Genomic DNA, 20,581 nt, shown 5'->3' with positions numbered 1-20,581 from the left:
ATTTACCAGACGAGCACGCCATGAACGAACTGATTTCAGTAATCATCACCACTTACAACAGAGAGGACTTACTGGAACGTGCCATTCGTTCAGTTATTGCTCAGACGTACTCTGCGGTAGAATTGGTTATTGTTGATGATTGTTCTGACGAAAAAACTGCGCAGCTCATCGAGCAGATGAGAGCGGAGTGTGACGCGCGTTTTGTCCATTTCACCTATGAACGTAATGAAAAGAACAGCGGTTCTAACTTCAGCCGGAACCGGGGTTATGCGCTCTCGCACGGGGTGTTTGTTACGGGGCTGGATGATGACGACTATTTCCTGCCAGAACGCCTGACAAAGCTCGCCGAGCGCTACGATGACAAGTATGCCTTCGTGACGGATACCCCTGCCAGACTGGACAAAACCCACCGTACCTACCCGGACACAGATGATAAAAGAATCATCGAGTTACAGGATATTCTGTGTGAAAACGTGGTGGGTAATCAGGTACTGACGACCAAAGAAAAGCTGTTAGGTGTGGGCGGGTTTTCCCCTGAGATCAAACAGCAACAGGATCGTGATGTCTGGATTAAATTGATCCTTAAATATGGCCCTGGTATTAAATACAGTTTCAGTACGGCAATGGTGGATGCTGAACACGGCAGTAACCGAATTACGTCGCAAATTAAAAAGTATAATGCGTACCGTAAGCTCTATTTTAAATATCGTCAGCATATGTCTGAAGTTACGCGCAGTAATAACCTTTTTCAGCTCATGTCGTTCCGGGGGTTTAAATCGACGCGCATGAACTGCTTATTACGCGGGCATAAAAAAGACGCCAAGTTAAAAATGAAACTGTTTCGCCGTACGTTAAAAGAGCTGTTCTGAGTTTGATAAGGTGAAATGATGAATCTCAATGTAACGAATAAGCTCATCAAGAAAACCCGTCGCTGGCACAAAAAAACGGGTTTTTCTCTTTTTCAGCGTGCGGCCAGCCATTTTGAGCAGAAGAAAAAAGAGACGATTTTTAGCGTTATTGACGATCTGAAGGTCCAGCCTGATGCTGCAGACGCAGCGGAACCGGCGCAATCGCGTATTATCTGGATCTGTTGGTTCCAGGGGCTTGATAGCGCACCCGGGCTGGTGAAGCGTTGCATTGCTTCCGTGCAGCGTAATGCGCCAGAAGCGCAGGTCATTATCCTGACGGATGAGAACATCCCTGACTATCTCACCCTCCCGGAACATATCAAAAGCAAATACCAGGCCGGGCTTATCAGTAAGGCGCAATATTCCGATATTGTTCGTTGTTCATTACTGTATCAGTACGGGGGGATCTGGATGGATGCCACCGTATTTATGACGAAGCCGGTACCGGAGTCGTTCTATGAAAATGCCTTCTCATCACTGCGTTTTGATTCACCTGAAAATGCGCTGAGTCAGGGTTACTGGACGGCCTATTTTCTTGCTGCCCGGAAGGGGAATTCGCTGGTGAAGCTGGTTCGGGATATCCTGTATCGCTACTGGCAGCACCACAATTCTCTGATTGAATACTTCCTCATTGATTACAGCTTCTTGTATGCACGTGAGAGGTATCCGCAGCTTCGCCAGGTGATGGATCGACAGCCGGTCACCGGGAATAACCGCTTTTTGATCCGCCAGTACATCTCGGCTAAACCCGACAGGGCGGCAATGGTGGTGCTGAATAATGATCCTGTAGGCATTTATAAGCTTTCGCACAAAGAACAATACCGCACTTCGGACAACGGTCAGCCAACGGTTTATAGCCAGATCCTGGACGGTTCCTTCCATCCTGAGTGACAAAAAAGCCACCTTAACGGTGGCTTGTTGCTATCAGGGTTTTTTACCCCATCCCTGCCATTGATGCTGGACGTATTTCACCAGCGTGCTTTCACTGATGCTTTCGCCAATAACGGAGAAGAAACGGGTCGCGTAGACTGGTTCAGGCGGTTTTTTCGGCAAGCAGCTCTTCACACCACGGAACGGGTTACGTGGTGCTGTGGGGACGGGTTGCCCCAGATTCGGCGTCGACGTATCAACCTGCGGTTCATTCAGCAGATCGCCCGGACGCACCAGGGTGATATCGGACGGCAGGGTTGGCAACATTTGTTGCAGAACGCGAACGGTAGACGGATGCGGGTGGCCGATGGCAATTGCCGAGCCATTGCGCCGGGCCAGTTGCACGGCACGATTGAACTGCATGCGGATGTCCGCTTCGTTCTGGGTATCATCCAGGAACACCTTGCGCTTAATCACCTTCACGCCTGTCCCCTGCGCGGCACGCATGGCCTGGCTGTTGCCGATGGTCATACTGTCCAGGAAATAGAGGTTATAGCGCTCCAGCGCCTGCATCACTTTCAACATGCCAAACAGGCTGGATGTCATCGCGCTGCCCATGTGGTTGTTCAGGCCCACGGCATACGGAACTTTATTGTAAGCGTCGCGGATGATGCGATCGATTTCATCGCTGCTCATCTCCGGGCGCAGGGTGTCTTTTTCCAGCGGTTGTTTGCTGAGCGGAGCCATTGGCAGATGGATAAGCACCTGATGGCCGCTGTTGTGGGCTTTGGTCGCCATCTCACGCGCATGTGGTGCATTAGGGAGAACGGCGACAGAGATGGCTGGCGGCATCGCCAGCACCTGGTTTTCTGTTTGCGGACGATAACCGAAGTCATCAATCACAATGGCGAGTTTACCCGCGTATACCGGTGCAGCCAGCGCCAGTGCGCTGGCGACGGAGAGCATAATTCGACGAAATTGAAGCAAAGCTTATCTTCCCAACCACGGTTGTGGATTGACCGCCTGACCCTGACGACGAATTTCGAAATAGAGTGACGGGCGGCCCTGACCGCCACTGCTGCCTACAAGGGCGATGGGTTGGCCGGCGCGTACCTGAGTGCCCACGCTGACCAGTGCGCTCTGGTTGTAACCGTAAAGACTCATATCACCTTTACCGTGCTCAACCACCACCACAAGCCCGTAGCCCTGCAGCCAGTCGGCCAGGATCACGCGGCCATCGGCGATGGCTTTCACTTCGCTACCTTCAGACGCACCGATAACTATCCCTTTCCAACGTAGTTCACCCTGCAGCTGTTCGCCATAACGATGCAGAATAGAACCGCGAACGGGCCAGAAAGCCTGACCATTAGGTGAACCCAGGCCGCCGGTACGCGACATCAGGGAACGTTCGCTTTCACTTGGTTTGTAGGTGGTCCCTTTGCGGGAGGCTTCCTGCTGTTTGTCGCGAACAGCCTGTGCATCACGGGCTTCTTTTTCGGCGCGCGCTTTGGCCGCCGCTTCCGCACGCGCAATGCTGTTGCGCAGCCTGGATTCGTTGGCGCGCATTTCGCTTAACTGGCTCTGGCCTTCCTGAATGGAGGACTCCAGGCCGGAAAGCGTTTTCTTACGCTCGTTACGTGCCTGCTCAAGCTTCGCCTGCTGCGCCTGTTGATCGTAGAGCAGCGTCTGCTGCTGGCTCTGCTTCTCTTCCAGCTCGGCTTTTTGGGTGGTGACTTCTTCGCGGGTCTGTTTCAGCTGCGCGATCGTCTCTTGACGCGCCTGGTTCAGATAACCAAAGTAAGCCTGCAAACGCTGGCCGCGCTGGCTCTCTTCGCCGCTCAGGATTAACTGCAGACCGGTGTGTTCACCCTGGCGGAAAGCGGCATCAAGCTGCGCGGCAAGATTGCGTTCCTGCGCATCACGCTGGCGTTCCAGTTTGGCAATCGACGCGTTCATATCGTCGATCTGTTTATTCAACTGGGCGAGCGTGTTCTGCGTTTCACGGAGCTTACGCGCGGCGGCGGAGATGGCCTCTTCCTGCTGCTTAAGCTGCGCAAGGAGTGAGGAGCGCTGCTGCTGCTGCTGGCGTACCGCCCGCTCTTTGGCGGCGATATCGGCCTGAATGGATTTTAGCTGGTCGCGATCGTCCGCGTGGGCGGATGCGGCGCACAGCAATACGCCAGCGCTGAGTGCGCTGGCGTAAAGCAAAGGCCTGACTGATAACCTAAGCGGCTTCACGGCCCATGTGATTGAAAAAATCGCCTTTCCCCTCATGGGGATCGATTATTTCACGATGAACAGCGGCTTGCCAGTCATCTCTTCAGGGATTTCCATACCCATCAGCGTCAACATGGTTGGCGCGATGTCGGAAAGCTTGCCGCCTTCCACCGCTTTCAGGGCTTTATCACCCACATAAATCAGCGGAACAGGCAGGTTGGTATGGGCAGTGTGTGCCTGACCGGTTGCCGGGTCGCGCATCTGTTCGGCGTTACCGTGGTCAGCGGTGATCAGCAGCTGGCCGCCAACGGATTCAACCGCTTTTGCTACCTGCTCAACACAGTGATCCAGCGCTTCAACGGCTTTAACTGCGGCTTCCATCACGCCGGTATGACCAACCATATCGCCATTCGGATAGTTACAGATGATGGTGTCATACTTGCCGCTTTCGATTGCCGCCACCAGTTTTTCGGTCAGCTCGGCAGAGCTCATTTCTGGCTGCAGATCGTAGGTCGCCACTTTTGGAGAGTTAATCAGAATGCGATCTTCGCCTTTGAACGGCTCTTCTACACCGCCGTTAAAGAAGAAGGTGACGTGCGCGTATTTCTCGGTTTCGGAAATACGCAGCTGCGTTTTATCGTTCTTCGCCATCCATTCGCCGAAGGTGTTTGCCAGCGACGCGGGTGGGTAAGCGCACGGAGCTTTAATGTCTGCTGCGTATTCAGTCAGCTGGATGAAGTCGAGTTTCACCACTTTTTTACGGGTGAAACCGTCGAAATCGCTATTTACGAATGCGCGGGTGATTTCACGCGCGCGGTCAGCACGGAAGTTCATGAAGATCAGCGCATCGCCATCTTCCATTGCGGCATCGGCCTGACCTTCAGCACGAATAACGGTCGCTTTCACGAATTCGTCGTTTTCATCACGTGCGTAAGCCGCTTCCAGACCTGCAACGGCAGTCGCAAACTGGAATTCACCTTTTGCCAGCGTCATCAGGTCATAGGCCTGTTCAACGCGATCCCAGCGGTTGTCGCGATCCATTGCGTAGTAGCGGCCAATGATGGACGCCACACGGCCTTTACCCAGTGCAGCAAACTTATCTTCAAAGGCTTTCAGTGAACCTTCTGCGCTACGTGGTGGCGTATCGCGGCCATCCAGGAATGCATGCAAATAGATTTTTTCAGCACCGCGTTCTGCTGCCAGCTCAACCATTGCCATGATGTGATCTTCGTGGCTGTGAACGCCGCCAGCGGAGAGCAAGCCCATGATGTGTACAGCTTTACCCGCAGTAACGGCTTTATCCACTGCACCAGACAGCACCGGGTTGGCGAAGAACGCTCGTTCTTTGATTTCAACGTCCAGACGGGTCAGATCCTGATAGACGATACGACCTGCGCCCAGGTTAACGTGACCGACTTCGGAGTTACCCATCTGGCGATCCGGCAGACCCACTTCCAGGCCCGACGCATCAATCAGGGTATGGGGACGTTTTGCCCACAGTGCATCCATGACCGGGGTTTTGGCGTTGAAAATGGCGTTATCCTGCTGATCTTCGCGGTAGCCATAGCCATCCAGAATCACCAGTACCATAGGTTTTTTAGAAACCGACATTGCGACAACCTCATGCTCAAGAGACAAAAAATTTGCGTAATTTTACTACAGCTGAATCGATAAAATAGCCGCAGAAGATCAAAGAATGCGTAGGGGCAAGGCAGTTCCCCGGTTATTTTGAGGCTTTTTTTTCGTGGCATGCCGCAGAAAATGGATTAGCTTATTGTCGCTGGCTGTATTTGCCACAACGCACAGGTATACTCCTGTCCTGGTTTTTTTAATCACTTAGTCGGGAGTTGTTACCCCCCATGCAAGAAATTATGCAATTTGTTAGCCGCCACCCGGTTCTGAGCATCGCGTGGATTGGCCTGCTGGCCGCTGTCCTGTTCACCACCTTTAAGGGGCTGACGTCTAAAATTAAGGTGATCACCCGTGGTGAAGCGACGCGTCTGATCAACAAAGAAGAGGCGGTGATTGTCGATCTGCGTCAGCGTGACGATTTCCGTAAAGGTCACATTGCAGGTGCTATCAACCTGCTGCCTGCTGAAATCAAAGCGAACAACATCGGTGAGCTGGATAAGCATAAAGCCCAGCCAATTATCGTTGTGGACGGTACCGGCATGCAGGCGCAGGAATCTGCCAGCGCGCTCCATAAAGCAGGCTTCGAAAACGTCTCTGTACTGAAAGAAGGCATTTCCGGCTGGAGCGGGGAAAACCTTCCTCTGGTTCGCGGTAAATAAGGAGTTCAGTGATGGCCAATATTGAGATCTACACCAAAGCGACCTGCCCGTTCTGCCACCGTGCGAAAGCACTGCTGAACAGCAAAGGCGTAACGTTCCAGGAATTGCCGATCGATGGTGACGCAACAAAACGCGAAGAGATGATTCAACGTAGTGGTCGCACGACGGTTCCGCAGATTTTTATTGATGCGCAGCACATTGGCGGCTGTGATGACTTGTATGCGCTCGACGCGCGTGGTGGACTCGATCCCCTGCTGCGCTAAGAGACTTTAGGACAATTAAAAAGGGTTTTTCCATGTCAGAACAAAACAACACCGAAATGACTTTCCAGATCCAGCGCATCTACACCAAGGATGTCTCTTTCGAAGCGCCAAATGCGCCACACGTTTTCCAGAAAGATTGGCAGCCAGAGGTTAAACTTGATCTTGATACCGCATCCACTCAGCTGGCGGATGATGTGTACGAAGTCGTACTGCGTGTGACCGTTACTGCTTCTCTGGGCGAAGAAACTGCATTCCTGTGCGAAGTACAACAGGGTGGCATCTTCTCCATCGGCGGCATCGAAGGTAACCAGATGGCGCATTGCCTGGGTGCATACTGCCCGAACATCCTGTTCCCGTATGCGCGTGAATGCATCACCAGCCTGGTTTCTCGCGGTACTTTCCCGCAACTGAACCTGGCACCTGTAAACTTTGATGCGCTGTTCATGAACTATCTGCAGCAGCAGGCTGGCGAAGGTGCTGAACAACATCAGGATGCCTGATGAGCACTGTTAATGCGTCAATGACTGTGATCGGTGCCGGTTCATACGGCACCGCTCTTGCCATCACGCTGGCAAGAAATGGTCACGACGTGGTCCTGTGGGGCCACGACCCTAAACATGTCGCGACGTTGCAACACGACCGCTGCAACGTGGCGTTTCTCCCGGACGTTCCGTTCCCTGACTCTCTGCACCTGGAAAGCGACCTTGCGACCGCGCTGGCGGCCAGTCGCAATATTCTGATTGTGGTGCCGAGCCATGTGTTTGGCGAAGTCCTGCGTCAGATTAAGCCGCTGATGCGCCCGGATGCGCGCATTGTGTGGGCGACGAAAGGGCTGGAAGCCGAAACGGGACGCCTGTTGCAGGACGTTGCTCGTGAAGCGCTGGGCGATGCCATTCCGCTGGCCGTTATTTCCGGACCGACGTTTGCTAAAGAGCTGGCTGCCGGCCTGCCGACGGCAATCTCGCTGGCATCAACCGACCCGACTTTCTCTGACGATCTTCAGCATCTGCTGCACTGCGGCAAGAGCTTCCGTGTCTACAGCAACCCCGATTTTATCGGTGTGCAGCTGGGCGGTGCGGTGAAGAACGTGATTGCTATTGGTGCCGGGATGTCAGACGGTATTGGTTTTGGCGCGAATGCACGTACGGCGCTGATCACCCGTGGGTTGACCGAGATGTCCCGTCTTGGTGCGGCGCTGGGCGCTGACCCGGCCACCTTTATGGGGATGGCTGGTCTGGGCGATTTGGTGCTGACCTGTACCGACAACCAGTCGCGTAACCGCCGTTTTGGCATGATGCTCGGACAGGGCATGGATGTGAAAGGCGCGCAGGAGAAGATTGGTCAGGTGGTTGAAGGCTACCGCAATACCAAAGAAGTCCGCGAATTGGCACACCGTTTTGGTGTCGAAATGCCAATAACCGAGGAAATTTATCAGGTATTGTATTGCGGAAAAAATGCGCGCGAGGCAGCATTGACCTTATTAGGTCGTGCGCGCAAGGACGAGCGCAGCAGCAACTAGTCGCAGGGATCCTTGTTAGCTATATGACCCAGCCAGCGCAGAACTGGCTGGTCATTAACATATCGTCTGGAGTATGCAATGCCGTGTGAAGAACTGGATATCGTCTGGAACAATATTAAAGCCGAAGCCCGGGCTTTGGCCGACTGCGAGCCTATGCTGGCCAGCTTCTATCACGCGACGCTACTCAAGCACGAAAACCTCGGCAGCGCCCTGAGCTATATGCTCGCCAACAAACTGGCTTCCTCCATCATGCCTGCTATCGCTATTCGTGAAGTGGTGGAAGAGGCCTACGCCGCAGACCCTGAAATGATCGCCTCCGCTGCCTGCGATATCCAGGCCGTGCGCACGCGTGACCCGGCAGTGGATAAATACTCCACGCCGCTGCTGTATCTGAAAGGTTTCCACGCCTTACAGGCTTATCGCATCGGCCACTGGCTGTGGAACGAAGGCCGCCGCGCGCTGGCTATCTTCCTGCAAAACCAGGTTTCCGTCACCTTCCAGGTGGATATTCACCCTGCAGCGAAAATTGGCCGTGGGATCATGCTCGACCACGCCACCGGTATTGTGGTCGGTGAAACGGCGGTGATTGAAGATGACGTCTCAATTCTGCAGTCGGTCACGTTGGGCGGTACCGGTAAAACCAGCGGCGATCGTCATCCGAAAATTCGTGAAGGGGTGATGATTGGTGCAGGGGCGAAAATCCTCGGCAATATCGAAGTCGGACGCGGCGCGAAGATCGGCGCGGGTTCCGTGGTACTGCAGCCCGTTCCACCGCACACGACTGTCGCGGGTGTACCGGCGCGTATTGTCGGCAAGCCAGACAGCGATAAACCGTCGATGGATATGGATCAGCACTTCAATGGTATTCGCCATACCTTTGAATACGGCGACGGTATTTGAGAACACGCCTGAGGCGCTGCAATCGTATCGATTAACGCAGCGCCACCCGAGAAATTAGCTGCGTAGTACCGCGCCAGGGTAACCCAACTGACGCCATGCTTCATACACGACGACCGACACCGCATTTGACAGGTTCATACTGCGGCTGTCCGGCATCATCGGGATCCGGATTTTTTGTTCCGCGGGCAAGGCGTCCAGAATGGTTGCTGGCAGACCACGGGTTTCCGGGCCAAACATCAGATAATCACCGTCCTGATAGCTTACGGCGCTGTGTGCTGGCGTGCCTTTAGTGGTCAGGGCGAACATGCGCTGCGGTTTCTCTGCTTCCAGAAATGCGGCGTAATCGTGATGACGAACCACGGCAGTAAATTCATGATAATCCAGCCCCGCGCGGCGCAGACGTTTGTCGTCCCACGCAAACCCCATCGGCTCGATGATATGCAGGCGAAACCCGGTGTTGGCGCACAGGCGAATGATATTGCCGGTGTTCGGTGGAATTTCTGGTTCGAATAAAACGATGTTAAGCATGCTGCCCCCTTAATTGCGCGGGCAGCATAGCACTTTCATTACGCTGCGTCCCCCTGAGCAAGCGCTGCCAGCGATGCAGGTAATTTACTCAGCTCCTGTACCAGTGAATCCTGGCTGATTTCACCGATCGTTTTCGTGCCGGTCAGCGTCATCGCCACCTTCATCTCTTTCTCGATCAGGTTCAGCAGGTTTGCCACGCCAGCCTGGCCGTGGGTGGCCAGCGCATAGAGGTACGCGCGCCCCAGCAATACGCTGTCTGCACCGAGCGCTATCATGCGCACCACGTCCAGCCCGCTGCGGATACCGCTGTCGGCCAGAATGGCGATATCGCCTTTCACTGCGTCAGCAATGGCCGGCAGCGCGCGCGCAGAAGAGAGCACCCCATCAAGCTGACGTCCGCCATGGTTTGACACCACAATACCGTCCGCACCAAAGCGCACGGCGTCGCGGGCATCGTCCGGATCGAGGATCCCCTTGATCACCATCGGGCCGTCCCAGAATTCGCGGATCCACTCCAGGTCTTTCCAGGAGATTGACGGATCGAAGTTATTCGCCAGCCAGCCGATGTAATCTTCCAGCCCGGTCGGTTTACCCAGATAGGCTGAAATATTACCCAGGTCGTGCGGACGCCCGTTCAGGCCAACATCCCACGCCCACTGCGGGTGAGTCACAGCCTGCCAGTAGCGGCGCAGGGCGGCATTCGGGCCGCTCATACCGGAGTGGGCATCACGATAGCGTGCGCCTGGTGTTGGCATATCGACGGTAAAGACCAGCGTTGAGCACCCTGCTGCTTTGGCGCGCTCCAGTGCGTTACGCATAAAGCCGCGATCGCGCAGGACATACAGCTGGAACCACATCGGGCGCTTAATGGTGGGGGCGACTTCTTCAATCGGGCAGACGGAAACGGTGGAGAGGGTAAAGGGGATCCCTTTGGCATCTGCCGCTGCTGCCGCCTGCACTTCACCACGACGGGCGTACATGCCGCACAAACCGACGGGGGCGAGGGCCACCGGCATGGAGAGCGTTTCATTAAACAGCGTTGTCTCCAGGCTCAGATCGGACATATTCTTCAGCACGCGCTGGCGCAGGGCCACGTCTGACAGATCTTCCACATTGCGGCGCAGGGTATGTTCGGCATACGCACCGCCGTCGATATAGTGGAACAGGAATGGCGGCAAAATGCGCTGCGCCGCGGCGCGATAGTCACTGGCTGCGGAAATAATCATGCTTTGTTCTCCCTGGAAATATCGTTGTCGCCAGGCAGACGGGTAATACGCGCCTGTCGGGCCTGATCTTCATCGAAGCGTTTAATGGTGGTGTGGACGAAGCCCAGATGCGCCATCATCGCTTTGCGCGCGGCGTCGGCATCACCGGCCAGAATGGCGTTGAGTACCGCCTCATGCTGCTCGGTCAGCCGGGCAAAAACGGGCGGAACCAGATACATACGCTGACGGCTCTGCTTCACGGAAGATTGCAGCAGGTCGAAGAAACCGCGCATGGTTTGCAGCAGAACGACGTTGTGCGACGCCTCGGCAATCGCCAGATGAAAGCGCACGTCCGCCTGGGAGGCGATGTCCGGGTCGCTGCTTTGGGTCGCTTCGAAGCAGGCTTTGAGCTTCTCTTTGTCGGCCTCAGTTGCCCGCATGGCCGCATGCCAGGCGGTGCTGGTTTCGATGGCGTGGCGTGCTTCGAGGATGTCAAAGCTGTAGTCCGGGTCGTTTTCCATCAGCGTTTTCAGCGGCTGGACGATGTTTTGCTCGGACCAGTCATCATGCTGCCAGCGGACAAATGTGCCACCGCCGCGACGGCTCAGCAACACGCCTTCACTAACCAGCGTGGCCAGCGCTTCGCGCAGTGAATTGCGCGACACACCAAGCTGAGCGGCAAGCTGGCGCTCGGCGGGCAACTTCATGCCCGCCTCCAGCTGTTGTTCTTCAATCAGCGCCCGCACGCGAGAGGCAATCTCGTCGGACAGGCGTCTGGGCATCACTATCATGGGATCATCCAGGTTAAGACATAGGCCTGCAGCGTGGTGATTACCCCGACCATGCAGGTAAATATCAGGCTGTGTTTAACGGTAAAGCGGAACAGATCCGACTCTTTACCCACCAGTCCCACCGCGGCACAGGCAATGGCGATGGACTGCGGAGAAATCATCTTGCCGGTGACGCCGCCAGTGGTATTGGCCGCAACCAGCAGTACGTCTGAGACGCCGATCTGCTGAGCGGCTGTCGATTGTAGTGCGGCAAACAGGGCGTTAGATGAGGTGTCTGAACCGGTCAGGAATACCCCCAGCCAGCCGAGGAATGGCGAGAAGAAGGTAAAGGCATGGCTGGTATGAGCCAGCGCCAGTGCCAGCGTGGAGGAGAGGCCGGAGTAGTTCGAAATAAATGCGAACGCCAGCACCATGCCGATGGAGTAAATCGGCAGCATCAGTTCTTTAATGGTTGCCGCAAAGGTCTGAATGGCGGCGGCAGGTTTCATGCGCAGCCATACCACTGAAAGAATAGCGGCAAACAGGATGGCCGTACCGGTTGCGGAGAACCAGTCAAATTTATACACCGCAGCATACGGCGTGGCCGCGTGTACCACGGGTGGCATGCGGGCAACCATCTTGTCGAGGAACGGCACGGAGATGTTAATCACCATGTCGTACAGCGCACCGCCAGGGGCGAACAGGGCTTTAAACGGTGGAATGCTCCACAGCGTAACGGTTGCGGTCAGGAACAGGAACGGTGACCATGCGCGGACAATCTGCCCCGGGGTGTAGCCTGTGCGTGCCAGTGTGTTATCGACCTGCGCAGCACCCATATCGGCAAAACGAAAATACGCACCGGCTGCCAGCGCTTCAGGAACAACGTCAGACAGACCAGTGAGACCAGCGAGGAGATAATGTCCGGCAGTTCCGGGCCGAGGAAGTTTGAGCTGAGGAACTGGGCAATAGCGAACGAACCACCCGCCACCATCACTGCAGGCCAGGTCTCTTTCACACCGCGCCAGCCGTCCATAATCGCCATGATCCAGAACAGCACAATGATGGTCAGGAACGGCAACTGGCGGCCAACCATCTGGCCAATTTCGAAGCTGTTCAGCCCGGTAACCTGTCCGGCCACCAGAATCGGAATCCCCATTGCACCAAATGCCACCGGTGCGGTGTTCACAATCAGGCAAAGACCTGCGGCATACAGTGGGTTAAAGCCCAGGCCTACCAGTAATGCGGCGGTGATAGCTACAGGCGCACCAAACCCTGCCGCACCCTCAAGAAATGCGCCGAAGGAGAAGCCGACAATCAGCATCTGTAAGCGCTGGTCAGGTGTGATGGAGAGGATCGACGAGCGGATTATGTCGAACTGCCCGGTTTTCACCGAGATTTTATAGACAAACACCGCAGCAATGATGATCCACGCAATCGGCCACAGGCCGTAGAAGAAGCCATACACGACGGAAGCCAGGGCGCGGTCGACCGGCATTTTATAGAAAAACAGCGCCACCAGAAGGGCGATGGTGACGGTGTACGTGGCGGCAAGATAGCCCTTCAGCTTGAGCTTAATCAGCGCAAAGAAGAAGAACAGGATCGGAAGCGATGCGATCAGACTCGACAGCCAGATATTCCCGGCTGGATCGTAGTTTTGTTGCCAGAGGCTCATGCAGGTCTCCTGGGGACCATACAGTCTGCACTTCGGGTGAGTCTCCGCTCATCTCCGTGTCACAGTTTGTGTAAAAGTGGTCCTGCCAATGTTGTTGTGTAGGGTGAATGACAATGAATGGTTAACTGAATGTTATAGATAGGCAATGATTTTGTGAGCAGAAATGATGGAAATGTGAACCGGGGGAGGATTGGTTATGGGATTGGTTGGGCCAATTTGAAGTGGGATGGGACCTGATACCCTCACCCCGGCAAACTGCGCCGTACAGTCCCCTCGCCCCTTTGGGGAGAGGGTTAGGGTGAGGGGAAAATGATCAGAACGCCGTCTTACAAAAACCCGTCATCTCTTTCAGGCCCATTTCACGGCCAAGTTCGGTCATCGGGTGCACCACCACCAGGCCACGGACGCTTTTCTTCAGCTTGCCCATGTCAGCCTGCTCTTTTTTGGTGATCGCGCGGCGGTGCGGCATGTTCATCAGCTTCTGGGCTTCTTTGCTCAGCTTCTGGCCTTTAACTTCGCGCAGACGTTCGATTTCTGTTTCGAGCGTGGCTGTCTCTTTTTCGAGCTCAGCGTACTTTTCAGCGGAATCGATAAGTGACAGACCAGCCATCTGGTGGCGGATCAGATCCAGGCGGTCGCTCAGGCGTTTAATTTCGTTCTTTTCGACTTCTTTCATGACAAATGACTCTAAAAACGGGGGAATTTACAGGAAGGATACACCAATGTGCGCAGGCTTACTTCTGAAACGCTTTTTTTAAGCTGATTCGGGAAATCAGCTCTGTCAGGGAAAGCACCATAGTGGATCTGACAACCTGTTGATAACGAAGCTTTTGCATCGCGTACAGTTCAGGATCGCTGTTATCAAAATGCGGTGCAGGAGGCAGTGCGGAGACGCAGTGTAGCTCGCCGAGAGGTCCCAGAATTTCATCATCGGTGAAGGCGTACTCATTCCCGTCATGATTTAACTCTTCGCGCAGCGCCATTAACAGCTCAGCGTCTTCATACTCTGGCCTGCTCAGCACGCCAAGACCATAAATCAGCTTCAGGCGAACCGATAAATCGCCCAGCGGTCCGTCTCCGTCCAGTAACGGTTCTACAGCATATTTTACCGCGTAGTCGTCTTTGCGAAACACCTGAAGTACCAGAATGTTCACCGCCTCTGTCAGTAATTCGACGGCGGCAATCAGGAAACTTCGTACGGTTTTGCCAGCATTCAGACGCTCAAGCACACGATTTTCAAAGGCCTGGGTTTGTTCCATTATTGCCTGCATATCTGACAATCTGTAATTTGGGCGCAGGTTAACCTGCGCCGCATTCTGCATCATTTGGTTGCGTTGTATGCGTTAACCGCCTCCACAACCACGTTGCTGTTGGCATCCAGACCAGAAATCTGCGCCAGTGCAGCCTGTGGGCCTTCATCGCCGATCAACTGAGCCAGCTCCTGTGCCTGTGGATCCTGCTCGCTGCGGTAATGCATCGCGGCAGCAATCCCTTTCACCAGGCTGGCATGCGGCAGGCTGTATTCCAGCGTACCCAGCAGGGGCTTAATCAGGCGGTCACCTGCGCTCAGTTTACGCAATGGCTGACGGCCAACGCGCTCAACGTCATCTTTCAGATACGGGTTTTCAAAACGACCGAGGATTTTCTGGATGTATGCTGCGTGTTTGTCAGCATCAAAACCGTAACGTTTGATCAGCACCGCGCCGCTCTCTTCCATTGCCCCTTTCACCACCGCGCGGATGTTCTCATCGAGGATCGCATCACGAATGGTCTGATGACCGGCCAATTTTCCGAGGTACGCGGTTATAGCATGCCCGGTGTTCAGCGTGAAGAGTTTACGTTCGACAAATGCCATCAGGTTATCAGTTAATTCCATTCCCGGGATGGTCGGCAGCGTACCTTTAAACTGCGTTTTATCGACGATCCACTCGCTGAAGGTTTCTACCGTCACTTCCAGCGGGTCGTGGGTGGCGGATTCAGACGGCGGTACGATACGGTCAACGGCGGAATCCACAAAGCCAACGTGCGCTTCAACCCAGGCTTTGTCTTCGTCGGCGACGGCTGCCAGAACGTGGCCTTTCAGCTGCGTGGTACCGCGTACCATGTTTTCGCAGGCGATGATGTTCAGTGGGGTTTCGATACCCTGCGCTTTACGTTTTGCCAGACCTTTTGCTACCGCAGGAGCGATGCGTTCAAGCACGACCGGGCCAACGGCCGTCGTGACCAGGTCAACGCTTGCGATCAGGTCGATCACGTCGTCACCAATGCTGCTTACTGCATTTACGCCAGATACCGTCTCAACCTGCTCGTTTTCTCCCACCACGTGTACCTGGTAGCTATGACGGGCATTCAGGGCGTCGAGTACTACCTGATTCACATCGGCGAATGTCAGCGTAATGCCCGCGTCTGCCAGCAGTTTGCCGATAAAACCACGACCGATATTACCTGCGCCAAAATGTAATGCTTTCATAGTGTTAACCTTCATCAATGTTTTTACCCGAGAGGGCTGGGGTGAGGCTTATCCCTCACCCTAACCCTCTCCCAAAGGGAGAGGGAATAGTTCGGACTTACTTGTTTAAGAGAGCCAGTACTTCTTCTACGCTGGTGGTGCTGGCCAGGCGCTCAATGACAGACTCGTCATCCAGGGCGTTGGTCAGGCTGGTAATCACCTGAATGTGCTCGTTGTTACGTGCAGCGATACCAATCACCAGGCGGGCGATGTCGTCTTCTTCTTCACCGAAGCGCACACCCTGTGGATACTGACAGAACACGACGCCGGTTTTCAGCACGCGGTCTTTCGCTTCAACCGTACCGTGTGGAACCGCAATGGATTCTCCCAGGTAGGTTGGGGTCAGTTTTTCACGTTCCAGCATCGCATCAACATATTCAGGCTGAACGTAACCGCCTTTCACCAGCTGCTCACCGGCAAAGCGAATCGCTTCTTCTTTGTTGGAAGCAGTACGGCCCAGGAAGATGTTCTCCGCGCCCAGTTTGAACAGGTGGCTATCGTTTGCATCGAAACTGTCCTGCAGGCTGCTACGCACTTTGACTTCATTGTCTTCATGACGCTGCGCTGCAACCAGACGTTTGGTCAGGCTGGTGTACAGACCGCTGTCCAGGAAGTTGGTCAGCGAAATGTGCTGGGCCTGTGGTACCTGACGCATGGCGCGTTCGGTCAGATCGCGGTGCGTAATAACCAGATCAACATCCGGTGGCAGGCTGTTGATGGCGCTGTTGGTGACGGAGATGTGGGTCAGACCCGCATCCTGTACTTTCTTACGCAGCACGCCTGCACCCATTGCGCTGGAACCCATACCGGCGTCGCAGGCAACGATGATTTTACGTACGTGGCTCAGGTCGTTAGAGACATCACCAGCCGCCAGCGGGGTTGCGCCTTTGGATTCTGCTTTCATGTCGTGCATACGACGGGTAGCCGCTTCGATGTCGTCCTCTTCTTTTACTTTGCTGGTCTTCAGCAGGATAGAGGAAACGACGAAGGAAACCGCCATTGCCGCACAGATAGCTGCGATGTTAGCGAAGTAAGCGCCTTTTGGCGTCATCGCCAGGACTGCCAGGATAGACCCCGGAGATGCCGGAGAAACCAGACCACCACCCAGCACGCTCAGAGTGAACACGCCAGTCATACCGCCGAGGATAACGGCCAGGATCAGACGTGGGTTCATCAGCACGTACGGGAAGTAAATTTCGTGGATACCACCCAGGAAGTGGATGATAGCCGCACCGCCAGCAGACTGTTTTGCGCTACCGCGACCGAAGAAGATGTACGCCAGCAGAACACCCATACCCGGGCCTGGGTTTGCTTCAATCAGGAAGAAGATAGACTTGCCAAGCTCATGGGACTGCTGAATACCCAGCGGTGAGAAGATACCGTGGTTGATGGCGTTGTTGAGGAACAGAATTTTCGCCGGTTCAACAAAGATGGACGCCAGCGGCAGCATGTCATGCACAACCATGAAGTTAACGCCCGCTGACAGAACCTTGGACAGCACTTCAACTGCCGGGCCAATGCCGAGGAATGCCAGCAGTGCCAGGATCATACCGATGATACCGGCAGAGAAGTTGTTCACCAGCATTTCGAAGCCAGAGCGGATCTTACCATCAACCCAGGCGTCGAAATGTTTGATCGCCCAGCCGCCCAACGGCCCGGCAATCATTGCCCCGAGGAACATCGGCATATCCGCACCGACGATAACACCCATCGTGGTAATAGCACCGACCACACCACCACGGTCACCGCCGACCAGACGACCACCGGTGAAACCGATGAGCAGAGGCAGCAGATAGGTAATCATTGGGCCAACAAGTTTCGCCAGCGTTTCGTTAGGCAACCACCCTGTCGGAATGAACAATGCAGTGATGATACCCCACGCGATAAACGCGCCGATATTTGGCATCACCATGTTGCTGAGGAAGCGACCAAAGCTTTGAACTTTGATCTTGAAATCGGATGACATAAAACACCCCTTCTTCTGTTTACGCTAAGGCTTGCGGCCCGAGGTTTATCGTTAATGTGCGGCGGTAGAGGTAGCCGGGCTCTGTTCTGATGTTGTGAAATCTGGCACTGAATCGTTCAACTGTCCAGACGGTGAAAATTTGTGTGATCTAAATCACGCAAATGTAGGGTAAGAGGATATTAATGAAGTGATGCTGATCACAAAAATGACGCATAAAAAAAATACAACGGGCATAAAAAGAGCAAAATGCCCCATTATTTGTGATAAATGTCACATTGACTGGTCGCGTGTTTGTTTATGAATTGTGATTTCATTCACAAAAAATTTTTATGCCGATTTCTACAGATGTGATCGACGGCAAGCTCTGCTTTTCCGCCAGGCACCAGGATGTTTGCAGGTAACATTTAAAGCTAAAAAACCACTTTTTAAATGTGGTATGGCGAAAAGCAAAAACCTGGATTACGCTGATATTGTAAGGTTAAGTCTATTATTATTCATGATATATTTTGACACGCTTATAAACTTGCGTGGAGATATTGTATAAAACGATACTCACCGGCTTTGAAATAGTAAGCGCGCTATCTGTGTTTAAAATAAACTAATTGGTTTGTGTACTATTTTATCAATTTAATGAGTTGACGTTGTTTAAGTGAGGAGAATATGTTTCTCAACTATTTTGCGCTGGGCGTATTGATTTTTGTGTTCCTGGTTCTGTTTTATGGAATCATTGCCATCCATGATATCCCTTATAATATGGCCAAAAAGCGGAACCATCCCCATGCCGATGCTATTCATACAGCGGGCTGGATTAGTCTGTTTACACTGCATGCTATCTGGCCATTCCTGTGGATCTGGGCAACCCTCTACCAGCCAGAACGTGGCTGGGGAATGCAAAACCACATTTCGCCGTCAGGGGGAAGCCCTGACGTCGATGCGCTTGCAAAACGTGTAGCCGATTTGGAGCAAAAACTGGCCGCGGTGCAACCCACTGCTGATAAGAACACGCTGGAGCGCTAATCATGGATTTGTTGATTATTCTGACCTATGTGGCATTTGCCTGGGCCATTTTTAAAATATTCCGTATTCCGGTAAACCAGTGGACGCTCGCCACCGCCACCTTAGGTGGGGTATTTATTGTCGCGGGCCTCATCTTATTAATGAACTATAACGGTAATGACTCCAACTTATTGATAGTGTTTTATGTTCAGATAATGCCCGATGACTTTGTCATGCAGCTCCACCGATTTTGAGAACGACAGCGACTTCCGTCCCAGCCGTGCCAGGTGCTGCCTCAGATTCAGGTTATGCCGCTCAATTCGCTGCGTATATCGCTTGCTGATTACGTGCAGCTTTCCCTTCAGGCGGGATTCATACAGCGGCCAGCCATCCGTCATCCATATCACCACGTCAAAGGGTGACAGCAGGCTCATAAGACGCCCCAGCGTCGCCATAGTGCGTTCACCGAATACGTGCGCAACAACCGTCTTCCGGAGCCTGTCATACGCGTAAAACAGCCAGCGCTGGCGCGATTTAGCCCCGACGTATCCCCACTGTTCGTCCATTTCCGCGCAGACGATGACGTCACTGCCCGGCTGTATGCGCGAGGTTACCGACTGCGGCCTGAGTTTTTTAAATGGCGGAAAATCGTGTTGAGGCCAACGCCCATAATGCGGGCGGTTGCCCGGCATCCAACGCCATTCATGGCCATATCAATGATTTTCTGGTGCGTACCGGGTTGAGAAGCGGTGTAAGTGAACTGCAGTTGCCATGTTTTACGGCAGTGAGAGCAGAGATAGCGCTGATGTCCGGCAGTGCTTTTGCCGTTACGCACCACCCCGTCAGTAGCTGAACAGGAGGGACAGCTGATAGAAACAGAAGCCACTGGAGCACCTCAAAAACACCATCATACACTAAATCAGTAAGTTGGCAGCATCACCAACTATAACCATCCGTATACTTTTACGGCGCAAAAAGCGGTTATTTCGATTCCGATTACGCCGCAGGTTACAGGGATTGTCAGTGAAGTCACCGATAAAAATAACCAGCTCATTAAAAAAGGTGACGTGTTATTTAAACTCGATCCAGGCCGCTATCAGGCGCGCGTCGACAGGCTGCAGGCAGACCTGGTGACCGCCACGCATAATATCGACAATCTGAAAGCACAGCTTTCGGAAGCGGTAGCCAATACCACCCGTGTGTCTGCTGAACGTGACCGTCTGTATAAAGATTATCAGCGTTATTTGAAAGGCAGCCAGGCAAAGGTTAACCCGTTCTCTGAAAGCGATATCGACAACGCGCGTCAGAACTATCTGGCACAGGATGCACTGGTAAAAGGCTCCGTTGCCGAGCAGACGCAGATCCAGACTCAATTAGACAGTATGGTTAACGGTGAACAATCCCAGGTTGCTTCTCTGCGCGCCCAGCTTGCTGAGGCGACATACAATCTGGAACAGACTGTGGTGCGTGCACCGAGCAATGGCTATATCACCCAGGTGCTGATCCGTCCGGGAACCTATGCAGCGGCACTACCTCTGCGTCCGGTGATGGTCTTTATTCCGGAACAAAAACGGCAGATTATTGCTCAGTTCCGTCAGAACTCGTTACTGCGTCTGAAACCGGGTGATGAAGCGGAAGTCGTGTTCAACGCGCTGCCGGGTCAGGTGTTCTCCGGTAAGCTCACCAGCATTCTGCCGGTAGTGCCTGGCGGTTCGTATCAGGCTCAGGGAGCGTTGCAGTCTCTGACGGTGGCACCGGGGATGGACGGCGTAATTGGTACCATCGAACTGGATCCGAATGCTGATGTTGATGCATTGCCAGATGGTATCTATGCCCAGGTGGCGGTCTATTCCGACCACTTCGCACATGTTTCCGTGATGCGTAAAGTGCTGTTGCGTATGACCAGCTGGATGCACTACCTCTACCTCGACCATTAATCCTTCCAGGGGCAGGAATGCGATACGCAT

General features: G+C 53.9%; 19 protein-coding genes and 3 pseudogenes. 10 read left to right on the top strand and 12 right to left on the bottom strand.

The features are described from left to right. Positions 1-20 precede the first annotated feature (20 nt). A complete protein-coding gene (locus HV318_RS13030; protein ID WP_182273096.1) occupies positions 21-869 on the top strand; it encodes a glycosyltransferase in 849 nt (282 codons plus the stop codon). A 15-nt stretch (positions 870-884) separates the two neighbouring features. Further along, positions 885-1,799: a capsular polysaccharide synthesis protein gene (locus tag HV318_RS13025; RefSeq protein WP_230857836.1), complete on the top strand. Its 915-nt coding sequence runs from the start codon at positions 885-887 to the stop codon at positions 1,797-1,799. Positions 1,800-1,832: 33 nt separating this feature from the next. Here HV318_RS13025 and HV318_RS13020 read toward each other — a convergent pair whose 3' ends face one another. Genes HV318_RS13020 through gpmM form a run of 3 tightly spaced genes read right to left on the bottom strand, consistent with a single transcriptional unit; the run spans position 1,833 to position 5,606 of the window. Next, positions 1,833-2,765, bottom strand: coding sequence for a divergent polysaccharide deacetylase family protein (locus tag HV318_RS13020; RefSeq protein ID WP_182273095.1), 933 nt, complete (start codon positions 2,763-2,765; stop codon positions 1,833-1,835). 3 nt (positions 2,766-2,768) lie between these two features. After that, entirely contained in the window at positions 2,769-4,028 is a 1,260-nt protein-coding gene (gene envC, locus HV318_RS13015; RefSeq protein ID WP_230857881.1) for a murein hydrolase activator EnvC, read from the bottom strand. 33 nt (positions 4,029-4,061) lie between these two features. Then, positions 4,062-5,606 carry a 2,3-bisphosphoglycerate-independent phosphoglycerate mutase gene (gene gpmM, locus HV318_RS13010; protein WP_182273093.1) on the bottom strand — a complete coding sequence of 515 codons (1,545 nt, stop codon included), beginning with the start codon at positions 5,604-5,606 and terminating at the stop codon, positions 4,062-4,064. A 248-nt stretch (positions 5,607-5,854) separates the two neighbouring features. On the opposite strand from gpmM, the gene HV318_RS13005 reads away from it, so the two are divergent. The 5 genes from HV318_RS13005 (at position 5,855) to cysE (ending at position 8,968) form a co-directional block, all read left to right on the top strand. Beyond that, positions 5,855-6,286 (top strand): rhodanese-like domain-containing protein, encoded by a 432-nt coding sequence (locus tag HV318_RS13005; RefSeq protein WP_182273092.1) that lies wholly within the window; start codon positions 5,855-5,857, stop codon positions 6,284-6,286. 11 nt (positions 6,287-6,297) lie between these two features. After that, positions 6,298-6,549: a glutaredoxin 3 gene (grxC, locus tag HV318_RS13000; RefSeq protein ID WP_014068373.1), complete on the top strand. Its 252-nt coding sequence runs from the start codon at positions 6,298-6,300 to the stop codon at positions 6,547-6,549. Between the two features lie 32 nt (positions 6,550-6,581). Continuing rightward, complete coding sequence (secB, locus tag HV318_RS12995) at positions 6,582-7,049, top strand: protein-export chaperone SecB (RefSeq protein WP_003860835.1); 468 nt, start codon at positions 6,582-6,584, stop codon at positions 7,047-7,049. Continuing rightward, positions 7,049-8,068: an NAD(P)H-dependent glycerol-3-phosphate dehydrogenase gene (gene gpsA / locus HV318_RS12990; RefSeq protein WP_182273091.1), complete on the top strand. Its 1,020-nt coding sequence runs from the start codon at positions 7,049-7,051 to the stop codon at positions 8,066-8,068. Before secB ends, gpsA begins: the two co-directional genes overlap by 1 nt. A 78-nt stretch (positions 8,069-8,146) precedes the next feature. Then, positions 8,147-8,968: a serine O-acetyltransferase gene (cysE, locus tag HV318_RS12985; protein WP_182273090.1), complete on the top strand. Its 822-nt coding sequence runs from the start codon at positions 8,147-8,149 to the stop codon at positions 8,966-8,968. 54 nt (positions 8,969-9,022) lie between these two features. Here cysE and trmL read toward each other — a convergent pair whose 3' ends face one another. From trmL to HV318_RS12945, 8 genes and pseudogenes are all read right to left on the bottom strand, one after another. After that, entirely contained in the window at positions 9,023-9,496 is a 474-nt protein-coding gene (trmL, locus tag HV318_RS12980; protein ID WP_182273089.1) for a tRNA (uridine(34)/cytosine(34)/5-carboxymethylaminomethyluridine(34)-2'-O)-methyltransferase TrmL, read from the bottom strand. Between the two features lie 38 nt (positions 9,497-9,534). Continuing rightward, positions 9,535-10,722 carry an FMN-dependent L-lactate dehydrogenase LldD gene (gene lldD / locus HV318_RS12975; protein WP_182273088.1) on the bottom strand — a complete coding sequence of 396 codons (1,188 nt, stop codon included), beginning with the start codon at positions 10,720-10,722 and terminating at the stop codon, positions 9,535-9,537. Then, a complete protein-coding gene (gene lldR, locus HV318_RS12970; protein WP_182273087.1) occupies positions 10,719-11,492 on the bottom strand; it encodes a transcriptional regulator LldR in 774 nt (257 codons plus the stop codon). Before lldR ends, lldD begins: the two co-directional genes overlap by 4 nt. Then, positions 11,489-13,143, bottom strand: a pseudogene (lldP, locus tag HV318_RS12965) (L-lactate permease). The gene lldR and the pseudogene lldP overlap by 4 nt, the downstream one beginning before the upstream one ends. A gap of 313 nt (positions 13,144-13,456) precedes the next feature. Further along, positions 13,457-13,819, bottom strand: a complete 363-nt coding sequence (locus tag HV318_RS12960; protein WP_182273086.1) for a YibL family ribosome-associated protein — start codon at positions 13,817-13,819, stop codon at positions 13,457-13,459. Between the two features lie 58 nt (positions 13,820-13,877). Beyond that, positions 13,878-14,468: a mannitol operon repressor MtlR gene (gene mtlR, locus HV318_RS12955; protein WP_182273085.1), complete on the bottom strand. Its 591-nt coding sequence runs from the start codon at positions 14,466-14,468 to the stop codon at positions 13,878-13,880. After that, entirely contained in the window at positions 14,465-15,613 is a 1,149-nt protein-coding gene (gene mtlD, locus HV318_RS12950) for a mannitol-1-phosphate 5-dehydrogenase (protein WP_524537205.1), read from the bottom strand. Before mtlD ends, mtlR begins: the two co-directional genes overlap by 4 nt. Positions 15,614-15,710: 97 nt before the next feature. Then, positions 15,711-17,618 carry a PTS mannitol transporter subunit IICBA gene (locus HV318_RS12945; protein WP_182273083.1) on the bottom strand — a complete coding sequence of 636 codons (1,908 nt, stop codon included), beginning with the start codon at positions 17,616-17,618 and terminating at the stop codon, positions 15,711-15,713. Between the two features lie 660 nt (positions 17,619-18,278). On the opposite strand from HV318_RS12945, the gene HV318_RS12940 reads away from it, so the two are divergent. Next, positions 18,279-18,635: a DUF3302 domain-containing protein gene (locus HV318_RS12940; protein WP_182273082.1), complete on the top strand. Its 357-nt coding sequence runs from the start codon at positions 18,279-18,281 to the stop codon at positions 18,633-18,635. A 2-nt stretch (positions 18,636-18,637) separates the two neighbouring features. Next, positions 18,638-18,787, top strand: a pseudogene (locus HV318_RS12935) (hypothetical protein); the annotation flags it as partial. Between the two features lie 15 nt (positions 18,788-18,802). Here HV318_RS12935 and HV318_RS12930 read toward each other — a convergent pair. Further along, positions 18,803-19,500 (bottom strand): IS1-like element IS1B family transposase gene (locus HV318_RS12930; RefSeq protein WP_095033700.1). Its coding sequence is split into 2 segments (ribosomal slippage): positions 18,803-19,251 and positions 19,251-19,500, totalling 699 coding nucleotides; the frame shifts between segments, so codons are not numbered across the junction. Positions 19,501-19,549: 49 nt separating this feature from the next. Here HV318_RS12930 and HV318_RS12925 point away from each other — a divergent pair. After that, positions 19,550-20,551, top strand: a pseudogene (locus tag HV318_RS12925) (HlyD family secretion protein); the annotation flags it as partial. Between the last annotated feature and the right edge of the window lie 30 nt (positions 20,552-20,581).

It is taken from the genome of Enterobacter sp. RHBSTW-00901, assembly GCF_014103115.1.
GTDB lineage: Bacteria > Pseudomonadota > Gammaproteobacteria > Enterobacterales > Enterobacteriaceae > Enterobacter > Enterobacter cloacae_P.
The sequence above is the reverse complement of the archived record's forward strand: the minus strand, read 5'-3'. Positions and strand labels throughout refer to the sequence as shown.

Excerpts from the sequence above, each read along its gene's own strand:
- HV318_RS13030 (WP_182273096.1), top strand. The coding sequence starts at position 21 with ATGAACGAACTGATTTCAGTAATCATCACCACTTACAACAGAGAGGAC.
- HV318_RS13025 (WP_230857836.1), top strand. The coding sequence starts at position 885 with ATGATGAATCTCAATGTAACGAATAAGCTCATCAAGAAAACCCGTCGC.
- gpmM (WP_182273093.1), bottom strand. The coding sequence starts at position 5,606 with ATGTCGGTTTCTAAAAAACCTATGGTACTGGTGATTCTGGATGGCTAT.
- HV318_RS13005 (WP_182273092.1), top strand. The coding sequence starts at position 5,855 with ATGCAAGAAATTATGCAATTTGTTAGCCGCCACCCGGTTCTGAGCATC.
- grxC (WP_014068373.1), top strand. The coding sequence starts at position 6,298 with ATGGCCAATATTGAGATCTACACCAAAGCGACCTGCCCGTTCTGCCAC.
- secB (WP_003860835.1), top strand. The coding sequence starts at position 6,582 with ATGTCAGAACAAAACAACACCGAAATGACTTTCCAGATCCAGCGCATC.
- gpsA (WP_182273091.1), top strand. The coding sequence starts at position 7,049 with ATGAGCACTGTTAATGCGTCAATGACTGTGATCGGTGCCGGTTCATAC.
- cysE (WP_182273090.1), top strand. The coding sequence starts at position 8,147 with ATGCCGTGTGAAGAACTGGATATCGTCTGGAACAATATTAAAGCCGAA.
- trmL (WP_182273089.1), bottom strand. The coding sequence starts at position 9,496 with ATGCTTAACATCGTTTTATTCGAACCAGAAATTCCACCGAACACCGGC.
- lldD (WP_182273088.1), bottom strand. The coding sequence starts at position 10,722 with ATGATTATTTCCGCAGCCAGTGACTATCGCGCCGCGGCGCAGCGCATT.
- lldR (WP_182273087.1), bottom strand. The coding sequence starts at position 11,492 with ATGATAGTGATGCCCAGACGCCTGTCCGACGAGATTGCCTCTCGCGTG.
- HV318_RS12960 (WP_182273086.1), bottom strand. The coding sequence starts at position 13,819 with ATGAAAGAAGTCGAAAAGAACGAAATTAAACGCCTGAGCGACCGCCTG.
- mtlR (WP_182273085.1), bottom strand. The coding sequence starts at position 14,468 with ATGATGCAGAATGCGGCGCAGGTTAACCTGCGCCCAAATTACAGATTG.
- mtlD (WP_524537205.1), bottom strand. The coding sequence starts at position 15,613 with ATGAAAGCATTACATTTTGGCGCAGGTAATATCGGTCGTGGTTTTATC.
- HV318_RS12945 (WP_182273083.1), bottom strand. The coding sequence starts at position 17,618 with ATGTCATCCGATTTCAAGATCAAAGTTCAAAGCTTTGGTCGCTTCCTC.
- HV318_RS12940 (WP_182273082.1), top strand. The coding sequence starts at position 18,279 with ATGTTTCTCAACTATTTTGCGCTGGGCGTATTGATTTTTGTGTTCCTG.